Source organism: Pseudomonas sp. Ag1 (assembly GCF_000278565.1).
Classification (GTDB): domain Bacteria; phylum Pseudomonadota; class Gammaproteobacteria; order Pseudomonadales; family Pseudomonadaceae; genus Aquipseudomonas.
Genome location: NZ_AKVH01000058.1, coordinates 15941 through 28269, shown reverse-complemented (window position 1 = coordinate 28269; position 12329 = coordinate 15941). Strand labels below are relative to the sequence as shown.

The window sequence follows — 12329 nt, the reverse complement described above, 5'->3', positions numbered from 1 at the left end:
GTTTTGCTTACTTTTGCGCTGTTCAAAAGTGAGCCGCTGTAAGAGCGGAACCAATAGTCGCCGTTACCTAAATAACGGATATACACCCAAACCCCAGCCATAAAAAAAGGCACGACCCTCACAGGTCGCACCCTCTTCACAAGCCCAAGAGCTGTCAGCTACCCAAAGCCTTGGAAGCCAACCAGAACAACCCGGCCGAAAGGCCCACAGTCGCCGGCAGCGTCAACACCCAAGCCATCAGAATGGTCTTGACGGTGCCACCTTGCAGCCCGCTCTTGTTCGCCACCATGGTCCCCGCCACACCCGAAGACAACACATGGGTCGTGGAAACCGGCAAGCTGAAGATATTGGCCAAGCCAATCATGCTGGCCGTGGTGATCTGCGCCGACATACCCTGGGCATACGTCATGCCCTGCTTGCCGATCTTCTCACCAATGGTCAGTACCACACGCTTCCAGCCCACCATGGTGCCCAGGCCCAAGGCCAGTGCCACCGCCAGGATCACCCAGAACGGCGCGTACTCGGTGGTCGCCGTCAGGTCCTTGCGCAACTTGTCCAGGTCCGACTTCTCACGCGCATCCAGGCCTGGCAACTTGCCCACCTTCTTCGCGGTGTCATCCAGGCACAACAGATAACGACGCACTTCAATCCGGTGCTCGGCGGTCAACGAATGGTAGTCAGAGACACCTTTCAAGGTCCCCAGCAGGGCGTTGATCGTCGGTTCAGTCTGCTGCGGATTGCACTGGAACTTGCCCGGCAAATCGTCTTTCACGCTTTTGCCCAGGGCCAGGAACTCACCGAGGGTTTCTTGATTGCGTTGGTAGAACTGATTCAAGTGCAGCGTGGCGTCGCGGGTGCGCTCGATCTGGTAAGTGGTGCTGCCCAGGTCCAGTACGAACTGCGCCGGCACGATACCGATCAGTACCAGCATGATCAGGCCAATACCTTTCTGCCCGTCGTTGGAGCCGTGCACGAAGCTCACGGCCATCGCCGAAATCACCAGGACCAGGCGGTTCCAGAACGGCGGGTGCTTCTTGTCGTCGAGCTTGCGGCGCTGGTCCGGTGTCTTGTGCATCTTCGACAGCGGGCGCCACCATTTCAGGCCCAGCAGCACCAGGGCGGCAACCACGAAACCAGCCATCGGCGAGAACACCAGCGAAGCGCCGATATCGATCGCTTTCTGCCAGTTGACGCCGTCAGCCAGGGGAATGTCGTTGATCAGGGCGTTGGCCAGGCCGACACCGAGGATCGAACCGATCAGGGTGTGGGAACTGGACGCCGGGATCCCGAAATACCAGGTGCCGAGGTTCCAGGTGATCGCCGCTGCCAATAATGAGAAGACCATGGCCAGACCGTGGCCGGTGTTCACATTGATCAGCAACTCCACCGGCAGCAGGTGCACGATGGCATACGCAACACCGACCCCACCGAGCAACACGCCGAGGAAGTTGAACACCCCGGAGAAGAACACGGCCAGATGCGGGGGCATGGCTTTGGTATAGATGACTGTGGCAACCGCGTTAGCGGTGTCATGAAAGCCATTGATGAACTCGAAGGCGAGGACAAAGGCCAGGGCGAGCAACAGGCTCACTAGAACCCAAGCATCCAGTCCGCTGAATAAATCGATCATGAAGGTTTTCTGACCCGGTCGTAAGGGGGCGCGATTATGCCAGAAAACATCGGTAATCAATGCACTAGCTGCTCATCGGTAACATTCTTCAACGAAAAAAAATGGGGGGGAGGCGTGCATCCCGGTGTTTTCGGGGCTTTGGCAAGTGATTGATTTATATGGAGGATCCATCAAATTTGCGGGATAAAGCGCCGGAAGGGAATAACTGAAACAATCGTATGAAATTTCGCTAAGGCCACATAACGGGCTTCCCTCCACCAGCGTGGTACTGGCAGAGAGATGGCACCTTTGGAAGCTCAACCCGAAACGCTTATGGCTCTTCGGCTTTGAGGTCCTGTTCAATCTTTTGGATTTCCTGGGCAAAGGCCTGGTCGAGCAGGCTGGCTCGTTTGCGCCATGGCTTGCGTTCAGGTTCTGGCTGGGCGGCGTAGGTGGTGACTTCCCCGCCGTAAACATCCTTGTAACGTTGTTCCTGGCGCTCAAGTTCCGCGCGCAGTTCGTCTTTCGTCACATTGTTACCTAATTGAGTTGAGTTTGATTCCGGCGAAACGCGATGCCGGGAAGTCGCCCCCGGTATACCGTCAATCTGAAGATCAGCGTGGAAAGGTATACAGGAAAAACCACTTCTTTATTGCACGCGGCCACGATACCGGAGAAGAGCAGTTGTCGTAGCAACAGTTTTCTTGTCACAGCCACAAGCAGTTGGCAGGCATTCGAAATGTGTGTCAGGTACTTGCGGCGGAGCCTGCACGCAGCCGGTGCACGACTGGGTGAAATCTATCCTCGGGGTCAGGCGAGGCTGGCTCCTGCACAGGATGCATTATAGCCACGCGCTTGAATAACACTATCGCCAACAAGTTAAAAATCGTCAACTTTGTGTGAGGGTTTTGTTACGCAGGTGTGTGGGGTATTTGCTGAACTATTGGCGCCATAAATCGTGCAATGTTCTACAGGCGTTAATCAACCTTAACTTCTCTCGTACATCAGTCGATTCTGAAAGGCACTCAAATGGATGTAGAGGGGTTCCGGCACCGGTCGGCGGTGACAAATTGCGATAATCGAATGACCGTCCGATAATCGCCCAATGTTGGTTGCCCTGCCTTGTGCAGCCATTGCACGGCGGCTTGTAATAGCGGTCACCCTCCCGCAGCGGTTAAAAATAAGAGAAAGGACCCCAAATGAACGATCAATTGCGCAACTCCTTCGCATCAGTGGCGCCGCCGATCGTTGCGTCACCGGCCAAGCGCATCCAGGCGTTTACCGGTGATCCGGATTTCATGACCTCCCTGGCACGCGGCCTGGCCGTGGTGCAGGCATTCCAGGAGCGCAAGCGCCACCTGACCATCGCCCAGATCAGCCACCGCACGGAAATCCCCCGCGCTGCCGTACGCCGTTGCCTGCATACCCTGATCAAACTCGGCTACGCCACCACCGACGGGCGTACCTATTCGCTGTTGCCCAAGGTGCTGACCCTCGGCCACGCTTACCTGTCGTCCACGCCCCTGGCCGTTTCGGCGCAGCCTTACCTGGACCGCATGAGCGAGCAGCTCCACGAGGCGTGCAACATGGCAACCCTGGAAGGTGATGACATCCTCTACATTGCCCGCTCCGCCACCACCCAACGCCTGATTTCCGTCGACCTTTCCGTGGGCGGCCGTCTCCCGGCCTACTGCACCTCCATGGGCCGTATCCTGCTGGCGGCGCTGGATGACGCCTCGCTGCAGGACTACCTCGACCACGCCGACCTGCAAACCAAGACCAGCCGCACCCTCACCACCCCGCAAGCCTTGCTCGAATGCCTGCAGGAAGTGCGGCAGCAGGGCTGGTGCATTGTCGACCAGGAACTGGAGCAAGGGCTGCGTTCCATCGCCGTGCCGGTGTACGACGCTTCGGGCCAGGTCCTGGCGGCACTGAACGTCAGCACCCATGCCGGGCGGGTCAGCCGCAGCGAGCTGGAGCAGCGTTTCCTGCCGAGCATGCTCAGTGCCAGCCAGGAGCTGAGTGCGCAGCTGTTTGCGTAAGCTGTTCGGTGACCGCACAGATCCCGGCTGGATGAATTGACGGTGTTTCCCAAGGCTTATTAATGTGCGGCAGCGCTTCAAGGCGCCGCCCCAATAATAATGACGACTCAAGGTCGTTCGCCCGCCCATCGGTGTGGAAATAAAAATAATGAATCAGCCTTCACCTGCTGTCGGTACTTGCCTGGACGTTCAGTCCTTCATCAACGCCCAGCCGCTGTCGCGGTATCAGTGGCGAGTGGTGATCCTGTGTTTTCTCATCGTCTTCCTCGACGGCCTCGACACTGCCGCCATGGGCTTCATCGCCCCGGCGCTGTCCCAGGACTGGGGTATCGACCGCGCCAGCCTCGGCCCGGTAATGAGTGCCGCGTTGATCGGCATGGTCTTCGGCGCCCTGGGCTCCGGCCCACTCGCCGACCGCTTCGGGCGCAAGGTGGTGCTGGTGGGGGCGGTGCTGGTGTTTGGGGCCTTCAGCCTGGCCTCGGCCTACAGCAGCAACGTCGATCAACTGCTGATCCTGCGCTTCCTCACCGGTCTCGGCCTGGGCGCCGGCATGCCGAACGCCACGACACTGCTCTCCGAATACACCCCGGAACGCCATAAGTCGCTGCTGGTGACCAGCATGTTCTGCGGCTTCAACCTGGGCATGGCCGGTGGCGGGTTTATCTCGGCCAAGCTGATCCCGGCGTATGGCTGGCACAGCCTGCTGATGATCGGCGGCCTGTTGCCGCTGATCCTCGCGGTGGTGCTGCTGTTCTGGCTGCCGGAGTCGGCGCGTTACCTGGTGGTGCGCAATCGCGGCACCGACAAAGTGCGCAAGACCCTGGCGCCTATCGAGCCGGGCATCGTCGCCCAGGCCTCGAGCTTCAGCGTGCCCGAACAGAAAACCGTCAAGGCGCGCAACGTGTTCGCGGTGATCTTCTCCGGCACCTACAGCGCCGGCACCTTGCTGTTGTGGCTGACGTATTTCATGGGCCTGGTGATTGTTTACCTGCTGACCAGTTGGCTGCCGACCCTGATGCGCGACAGCGGCGCCAGCATGGAACAGGCCGCGTTTATCGGTGCGTTGTTCCAGTTTGGCGGCGTATTGAGTGCGGTCGGCGTGGGCTGGGCGATGGACCGGTTCAATCCCCACAAGGTCATCGGTACCTTCTACCTGCTGGCCGGGGTGTTTGCCTACGCGGTGGGGCAGAGCCTGGGCAATATCACGCTGCTGGCGACTCTGGTGTTGATTGCCGGCATGTGTGTCAACGGTGCGCAGTCGGCGATGCCGTCGCTGGCCGCACGTTTCTACCCGACCCAGGGCCGCGCCACGGGCGTGTCGTGGATGCTCGGCATCGGCCGCTTCGGCGCGATACTCGGGGCGTGGATGGGCGCGACCTTGCTGGGCCTGGGCTGGAACTTCGAACAGGTGCTGACCGCCCTGGTGATCCCGGCGGCATTGGCCACCACCGCGGTGGTGATCAAGGGCATGGTCAGCCATGCCGACGCTACCTGAAACGGACCGATAGCAAGACAACAATCCGTTCGATAATCGAACACTCAGTCGATTATCGGATTGTTTGGCCCCGACCCCCGGCTTAATCTTCAAGCACTTCGGCGCTGCCTCCAGCGCCTTTTTCGATCGATACCGGGAGCCCACCCCATGGCTGAAATCCTTTCGCTGGCTGATGCGGTAAAGCAGTTCGTGAATGACGGCGACACCGTTGCACTCGAAGGCTTTACTCACCTGATCCCTACGGCGGCAGGTCATGAAATCATTCGTCAGGGCAAGAAAGACCTGACGCTGGTGCGCATGACGCCTGACCTGATCTACGACCAGTTGATCGGCGCCGGCTGTGCACGCAAGCTGATTTTCTCCTGGGGCGGCAACCCGGGCGTGGGTTCACTGCATCGCCTGCGGGACGCCGTTGAAAAGCAATGGCCGCAACCGCTGGAGATCGAAGAGCACAGCCACGCCGACCTGGCCAATGCCTACGTCGCCGGTGCCTCCGGCCTGCCATTCGCGGTGTTGCGCGCCTACGCCGGCTCCGACCTGCCCAAGGTCAACCCGCTGATCAAGACCGTGACCTGCCCCTTCACCGGTGAAGTACTGGCGGCCGTGCCGTCGGTGCGCCCGGACATCACCGTGATCCACGCGCAAAAGGCTGACCGCAAGGGCAACGTGCTGCTGTGGGGCATCCTCGGGGTGCAGAAGGAAGCGGCCCTGGCGGCCAAGCGCTGCATCGTTACCGTTGAAGAAATCGTCGACGACCTCAACGCGCCGATGAACGCCTGCGTGCTGCCGACCTGGGCCCTGACTGCCGTGTGCCATGTGCCGGGTGGCGCGCATCCGTCCTACGCTCACGGTTACACCGAACGTGACAACCGTTTCTACCAGGCCTGGGACCCCATCGCCCGGGACCGTGAGACGTTTACTGCGTGGATCAACGAATACATCCACGGCACCGCCAATTTCAGTGAATTCCAGGCCAAGCTGGCCACCGCGCAGGAGGCCAAATAATGGCTTACTCGACCAACGAAATGATGACCGTCGCCGCCGCGCGCCGCCTGAAGAACGGTTCGGTGTGCTTCGTCGGCATCGGCCTTCCCTCCAAGGCTGCCAACCTGGCGCGCCTGACGTCGTCGCCGGATGTGGTGCTGATCTACGAGTCCGGCCCGATTGGCGCCAAGCCTTCGGTGCTGCCGCTGTCCATCGGTGACGGCGAGCTGGCTGAAACCGCTGACACCGTGGTGCCGACCGGTGAGATTTTTCGCTACTGGCTGCAGGGCGGGCGCATTGACGTCGGCTTCCTCGGCGCGGCCCAGGTCGACCGTTTCGGCAATATCAACACCACCGTGGTCGGTGACTACCACCAGCCCAAAGTGCGCCTGCCAGGTGCCGGTGGCGCGCCGGAGATCGCCGGCTCCGCGAAGAGCGTGCTGATCATCCTCAAGCAGTCGGCCCGCTCGTTTGTCGACAAGCTGGACTTCATCACTTCGGTCGGCCACGGCGAAGGCGGTGACTCGCGCAAACGCCTGGGTCTGCCAGGCGCCGGTCCTGTAGGGATTATTACCGACCTGTGCATCATGGAGCCGGAGGAGGGCAGCCACGAATTTGTCGTCACCGCCCTGCACCCCGGCGTGACCCGTGAGCAAGTAGTGGCCGCCACCGGTTGGGCGATTCGTTTTGCCGACCAGGTGACCACCAGCGCCGAACCCACCGAGATTGAACTGACTGCCCTGCGCGACCTTGAGGCACGCACCGCTGCCGCCCACGGCCAAGCCCCCGGAGAAGCCTGATGCGCGACGTATTTATCTGTGACGCCATTCGTACCCCCATCGGCCGTTTTGGCGGTGGCTTGTCCAACGTGCGCGCCGATGACCTGGCGGCACTGCCGATCAAGGCGCTGATGGAGCGCAACCCGTCGGTGGAGTGGAGCGCTGTGGACGAAGTGTTCCTCGGCTGCGCCAACCAGGCCGGCGAAGACAACCGCAACGTGGCGCGCATGGCGGCATTGCTGGCCGGCCTTCCGGAGAGCATTCCCGGCGTCACCCTGAACCGCCTGTGCGCTTCGGGCATGGACGCGATCGGCACGGCCTTCCGCGCCATCGCCAGCGGCGAGATGGAGCTGGCGATTGCCGGTGGCGTCGAGTCGATGTCCCGCGCGCCGTTCGTGATGGGCAAGGCCGATGCGGCGTTCTCGCGCAACATGAAGCTGGAAGACACCACCATCGGCTGGCGCTTTATCAATCCGTTGATGAAGGCCCAGTACGGCGTCGACCCGATGCCGCAAACCGCTGACAACGTGGCCGACGACTATAAAATCTCCCGCGCCGACCAGGACGCCTTCGCCCTGCGCAGCCAACAACGTACGGCCGCTGCACAGGCCGCCGGTTTCTTCGCCGAAGAAATCGTACCGGTGCGCGTCGCCCACAAAAAAGGCGAAACCGTGGTCGAGCACGACGAGCATCCACGGGCCGATACCACCCTGGAAGCCCTGGCCAAACTCAAGCCGGTCAATGGTCCGGAAAAGACCGTCACCGCAGGCAACGCCTCTGGTGTGAACGATGGTGCCGCTGCGCTGATTCTGGCCTCTGCTGAAGCCGTCAAAAAACACGGCCTGACCGCCCGCGCCCGGGTGCTGGGCATGGCCAGCGCCGGTGTGGCGCCGCGTGTGATGGGCATCGGCCCGGTGCCGGCGGTGCGCAAACTGGTGGAGCGCCTGGGCCTGGCGGTAACTGATTTCGATGTGATCGAACTCAACGAAGCCTTCGCCAGCCAGGGCCTGGCCGTGCTGCGTGAACTGGGGATTGCCGACGACGCACCGCAGGTCAACCCGAACGGCGGCGCGATTGCCCTTGGCCATCCGCTGGGCATGAGCGGTGCGCGCCTGGTACTGACCGCGCTGCATCAGCTGGAAAAAACCGGTGGCAGCAAAGGCCTGGCGACCATGTGCGTCGGTGTGGGCCAAGGCCTGGCCCTGGCGATCGAACGCGTTTGAGACCCACAAGAATAAAGAGGATTGCTCCATGAGTGACAAGCCCGGATACCGGCGCCCGCAAGCGGGTACTCAGCCTGATTACCTGCACCCGGCCTACCAGTCGACGAACCTGCGTTCGCCGTCCAAGCCGTTGGTGTTCCTGCCCCATTCCCTGTCGGAAATCACCGGCCCGACCATCGGCGCCGAGCGCGTCAACGAGAAGGACAACGACCTGACCGCCCAGCACGAAGGCGAACCCCAGGGCGAACGCATCATCATTCACGGGCGCGTGCTGGATGAAAACGGCCTGCCCGTTCCCGGCATCCTCGTGGAAATCTGGCAGGCCAACGCTGCCGGCCGCTACAACCACAAGCGCGACCAGCACGACGCACCGCTGGACCCGAACTTCACCGGCACCGGGCGTACCGTCACCGACGCCGACGGCTGGTACCAGTTCCAGACCATCAAGCCCGGCGCCTACCCGTGGGGCAACCACCACAACGCGTGGCGCCCGGCGCACATCCACTTCTCGCTGTTCGGCCCGAGTGTGCTGACGCGGTTGGTGACGCAGATGTATTTCCCCGGTGACCCGCTGCTGGCCTATGACCCGATCTACAACTGCGTCCCGGACACGTCCGCCAAGGAGCGCCTGATCGCCTCGTTCGATCTGGAAAAAACCATTCCGCACTATGCCCTCGGCTACCGCTGGGACATCGTCCTGCGCGGCCGCGACGCCACGCCGATGGAGAAATGAGATGAGCCTCAACGCGACTACTTCCCACACCGTCGGGCCGTATTACCACATTGGCCTGACCTGGCTGAACCGCGAAGACCTGACCGTTGCGGCCACCCTCGGCGAGCGCGTGGCGATCACCGGGCAGGTGGTGGATGGCAATGGCGATGTGGTCAACGACGCCATGCTGGAAGTCTGGCAGGCCAATGCGGCCGGCAAGTACGACCATCCCGAGGATGAGCAGGACAAACCGGTGGACCCGAACTTCGAAGGCTTTGGCCGGGTGCCGGTGGACGCTGAAGGGCGGTTTCGCTTTACCACCATCAAGCCGGGCAGTGTGCCGGGGTTGAAGGGCACGACCCAGGCGCCGCACCTGGTGGTGCTGGTGTTTGCCCGTGGGCTGGTGAAGCACCTGCTGACGCGGATTTACTTTGACGGTGAAGCGGCGAATGGGGATGACGCGCTGCTGGCGTGTGTGCCGCAGGAGCGCCGCCGCACGTTGATCGCCAAGGCGGATGCGGCGGGTGTGTATCAGTGGAATGTGATTTTGCAGGGCACAGACGAAGAGACGGTGTTCTTCGATTATTGAGTGGGCTGCGGATCTATAGCAGGCAAGCCAGCTCCCACAGGGGAATGCATTCCAAATGTGGGAGCCGGGCTTGCCCGCGATGAGGCCGGCCCAGGCAACAAATATCCAAAAGTCTGCTTGCGGAACATGGTTGTTGCAAAGTATGTCTAGGCTATAACCGTTCCCACTGAGTGAAAAAACATGACAACAAAAACCAGCCACTACACCGGAGAAGAACGCAGCAAAAGGATTTTTGCGATTGTCGGTGCCTCTTCCGGCAACCTCGTCGAATGGTTCGACTTCTACGTCTATGCCTTCTGCGCCATCTATTTCGCCCCGGCGTTTTTCCCGTCGGACGACCCCACCGTGCAACTGCTGAACACCGCCGGCGTGTTCGCCGCCGGCTTCCTGATGCGCCCCATCGGCGGCTGGCTGTTCGGCCGGGTGGCGGATAAACACGGTCGCAAGAATTCCATGATGATCTCGGTGCTGATGATGTGCGCCGGTTCCCTGGTCATCGCCTTTTTGCCCACCTACAAAGACATCGGCGCCTGGGCCCCGGCCCTGCTGTTGGTCGCCCGGTTGTTCCAGGGCCTGTCGGTCGGCGGCGAATACGGCACCACCGCCACCTACATGAGTGAAGTCGCCCTCAAGGGCCAGCGCGGGTTCTTCGCCTCGTTCCAGTACGTGACCCTGATCGGCGGGCAACTGCTGGCGGTGTTGGTGGTGGTGATCCTGCAACAGATTCTCACCGAAGAAGAACTGCGGGCCTGGGGCTGGCGCATTCCGTTTGTGATCGGCGCCATTGCGGCGGTGATCTCGCTGTTGCTGCGTCGCACCCTGAAAGAAACCACCAGCAAGGAAATGCGTGAAGACAAGGACGCCGGCAGCATTGCCGCGCTGTTCCGCGATCACAAGGCGGCGTTTATCACCGTGCTCGGCTACACCGCCGGCGGCTCGCTGATTTTCTACACGTTCACCACCTACATGCAGAAGTACCTGGTGAACACCGCCGGGATGCACGCCAAGACCGCCAGCTACATCATGACCGGCGCGCTGTTCTTCTACATGTGCATGCAGCCGGTGTTCGGCATGCTGGCGGACAAGATTGGCCGCCGTAACTCGATGCTGTGGTTCGGCGCCCTGGGCACGCTGTGCACTGTACCAATCCTGTTGACCCTGAAAACCGTCAGCAGCCCGTTCCTGGCTTTTGTGCTGATCACCCTGGCCCTGGCCATCGTGAGCTTCTACACCTCCATCAGCGGCCTGGTGAAAGCCGAAATGTTCCCGCCACAAGTACGCGCACTGGGCGTGGGCCTGGCGTATGCGGTGGCGAACGCGATCTTCGGCGGTTCGGCGGAATATGTGGCCTTGGGGCTCAAGTCCATGGGCATGGAGAACACCTTCTACTGGTACGTCACGGCGATGATGGCGGTGGCGTTCCTGTTCAGCTTGCGCCTGCCCAAAGAGGCGGCGTATTTGCACCACGATCTGTAACCGGCTGGCGCGTGCCCGTTGCCGGGTATGCGCCACCTAGGGATGTGTTATGACGATGCGCACGAGCAACCAACTGTTCGACGCCTACTTCACCGCCAACGGCATGGCTGAAGTGTTCTGCGACCAGGGGCGTTTGCAGGGCATGCTGGATTTCGAAGCGGCGCTGGCCCGGGCCGAGGCTCAGGTCGGGTTGATCCCGCAAGCGGCCGTCGCGCCCATTGCCCAGGCGTGCCTGGCTTCTCTCTACGACGTGGATGCCCTCGGCGACGCGATTGCCACGGCGGGCAATTCGGCGATTCCGTTGGTCAAGGCCCTCGGCAAGTTGATCGCCAGCGAAGATGCCGGCGCCGAACGTTATGTGCATCTGGGCGCTACCAGCCAGGATGTGATGGACACCGGCCTGGTGCTGCAACTGCGCAGTGCGGTCGAGCTGATCGAACATGATCTGGCGCGGCTGGGGGACATTCTTGCCGCCCAGGCCCAGCGTTACGGGACAACTCCTTTGGCGGGCCGGACCTGGCTGCAGCATGCAACGCCGGTCACGCTGGGCATGAAGATCGCCGGTTGGCTCGGCGCAGTCACCCGCAACCGGCAACGTCTCAGTGAGCTGAAGCCGCGTTTGCTGGTGCTGCAATTTGGCGGTGCTTCCGGAACCCTGGCGGCCCTCGGCGAACAGGCGATGCCGGTGGCGCAAGCACTGGCCGCCGAGTTGCAGCTGGGCCTGCCGGAGCAACCCTGGCACACCCAGCGCGACCGCCTGGTGGAGTTTGCCTCGGTGCTCGGTTTGATCGCCGGCAGCCTCGGCAAGCTGGGTCGCGACATCAGCCTGCTGATGCAGACCGAAGCGGCGGAAGTGTTTGAGCCGTCGGCCCCCGGCAAGGGCGGCTCTTCGACCATGCCCCACAAGCGCAACCCGGTGGGCGCTGCCGTGCTGATCAGCGCTGCCACGCGAGTGCCCGGCCTGGTGGCAACGATGTTCAGCGCGATGCCCCAGGAACACGAACGCAGCCTGGGCCTGTGGCACGCCGAATGGGAAACCCTGCCGGAGATTTGCCGGCTGGTATCCGGTGCATTGCATCAGGCGCTGCTGGTCAGCGAAGGCCTGGAAGTCGATCCCCGGCGCATGGTCCAAAACCTTGATTTGACCCAGGGCCTGGTACTGGCCGAAGCGGTCAGCATCGTCCTCGCCCAGCGCCTGGGCCGCGAAACCGCGCACCATCTGCTGGAACAATGCTGCAAACGCGCCGTCGCCGACGGGCGCCACCTGCGGGCGGTGCTGGGGGATGAACCGCAAGTGACTGCCGAGCTTTCGGCGGCCGAACTCGATCGCCTGCTGGACCCGGCGCACTACCTGGGCCAGGCGCACACCTGGGTCACCCGGGCCGTGGCCGAACATTTTGCTTTGACTGCCTGAGGAGGC

General features: G+C 61.9%; 11 protein-coding genes. 9 read left to right on the top strand and 2 right to left on the bottom strand.

All coding sequences use genetic code 11. The features are described from left to right. Nucleotides 1-154: 154 nt before the first annotated feature. Both A462_RS29450 and A462_RS29455 read right to left on the bottom strand, forming a co-directional pair. Nucleotides 155-1630 carry an inorganic phosphate transporter gene (locus A462_RS29450; protein ID WP_003219836.1) on the bottom strand — a complete coding sequence of 492 codons (1476 nt, stop codon included), beginning with the start codon at nucleotides 1628-1630 and terminating at the stop codon, nucleotides 155-157. Between the two features lie 310 nt (nucleotides 1631-1940). Beyond that, a complete protein-coding gene (locus A462_RS29455) occupies nucleotides 1941-2141 on the bottom strand; it encodes a hypothetical protein (protein WP_003219834.1) in 201 nt (66 codons plus the stop codon). 667 nt (nucleotides 2142-2808) lie between these two features. Here A462_RS29455 and pcaR point away from each other — a divergent pair. From pcaR to A462_RS29500, 9 genes are all read left to right on the top strand, one after another. Continuing rightward, entirely contained in the window at nucleotides 2809-3651 is an 843-nt protein-coding gene (gene pcaR / locus A462_RS29460; protein ID WP_003219833.1) for a pca regulon transcriptional regulator PcaR, read from the top strand. 148 nt (nucleotides 3652-3799) lie between these two features. Then, nucleotides 3800-5146, top strand: coding sequence for an MFS transporter (locus A462_RS29465; protein ID WP_003219832.1), 1347 nt, complete (start codon nucleotides 3800-3802; stop codon nucleotides 5144-5146). A 147-nt stretch (nucleotides 5147-5293) separates the two neighbouring features. Continuing rightward, nucleotides 5294-6151: a CoA transferase subunit A gene (locus A462_RS29470; protein WP_003219830.1), complete on the top strand. Its 858-nt coding sequence runs from the start codon at nucleotides 5294-5296 to the stop codon at nucleotides 6149-6151. Continuing rightward, complete coding sequence (locus A462_RS29475) at nucleotides 6148-6930, top strand: CoA-transferase subunit beta (protein WP_172834582.1); 783 nt, start codon at nucleotides 6148-6150, stop codon at nucleotides 6928-6930. Before A462_RS29470 ends, A462_RS29475 begins: the two co-directional genes overlap by 4 nt. Further along, nucleotides 6927-8132: a 3-oxoadipyl-CoA thiolase gene (pcaF, locus tag A462_RS29480; protein WP_177325564.1), complete on the top strand. Its 1206-nt coding sequence runs from the start codon at nucleotides 6927-6929 to the stop codon at nucleotides 8130-8132. Before A462_RS29475 ends, pcaF begins: the two co-directional genes overlap by 4 nt. A 28-nt stretch (nucleotides 8133-8160) precedes the next feature. Then, nucleotides 8161-8865, top strand: coding sequence for a protocatechuate 3,4-dioxygenase subunit beta (pcaH, locus tag A462_RS29485; RefSeq protein WP_003219824.1), 705 nt, complete (start codon nucleotides 8161-8163; stop codon nucleotides 8863-8865). A gap of 1 nt (nucleotide 8866) precedes the next feature. Further along, nucleotides 8867-9433: a protocatechuate 3,4-dioxygenase subunit alpha gene (gene pcaG / locus A462_RS29490; RefSeq protein ID WP_003219820.1), complete on the top strand. Its 567-nt coding sequence runs from the start codon at nucleotides 8867-8869 to the stop codon at nucleotides 9431-9433. Between the two features lie 180 nt (nucleotides 9434-9613). Further along, a complete protein-coding gene (locus A462_RS29495; RefSeq protein WP_003219818.1) occupies nucleotides 9614-10909 on the top strand; it encodes an MFS family transporter in 1296 nt (431 codons plus the stop codon). Between the two features lie 49 nt (nucleotides 10910-10958). Continuing rightward, complete coding sequence (locus A462_RS29500; protein ID WP_008431146.1) at nucleotides 10959-12323, top strand: 3-carboxy-cis,cis-muconate cycloisomerase; 1365 nt, start codon at nucleotides 10959-10961, stop codon at nucleotides 12321-12323. Nucleotides 12324-12329: the final 6 nt, after the last annotated feature.

Excerpts from the sequence above, each read along its gene's own strand:
- A462_RS29450 (WP_003219836.1), bottom strand. The coding sequence starts at position 1,630 with ATGATCGATTTATTCAGCGGACTGGATGCTTGGGTTCTAGTGAGCCTG.
- pcaR (WP_003219833.1), top strand. The coding sequence starts at position 2,809 with ATGAACGATCAATTGCGCAACTCCTTCGCATCAGTGGCGCCGCCGATC.
- A462_RS29465 (WP_003219832.1), top strand. The coding sequence starts at position 3,800 with ATGAATCAGCCTTCACCTGCTGTCGGTACTTGCCTGGACGTTCAGTCC.
- A462_RS29470 (WP_003219830.1), top strand. The coding sequence starts at position 5,294 with ATGGCTGAAATCCTTTCGCTGGCTGATGCGGTAAAGCAGTTCGTGAAT.
- pcaH (WP_003219824.1), top strand. The coding sequence starts at position 8,161 with ATGAGTGACAAGCCCGGATACCGGCGCCCGCAAGCGGGTACTCAGCCT.
- pcaG (WP_003219820.1), top strand. The coding sequence starts at position 8,867 with ATGAGCCTCAACGCGACTACTTCCCACACCGTCGGGCCGTATTACCAC.
- A462_RS29495 (WP_003219818.1), top strand. The coding sequence starts at position 9,614 with ATGACAACAAAAACCAGCCACTACACCGGAGAAGAACGCAGCAAAAGG.
- A462_RS29500 (WP_008431146.1), top strand. The coding sequence starts at position 10,959 with ATGACGATGCGCACGAGCAACCAACTGTTCGACGCCTACTTCACCGCC.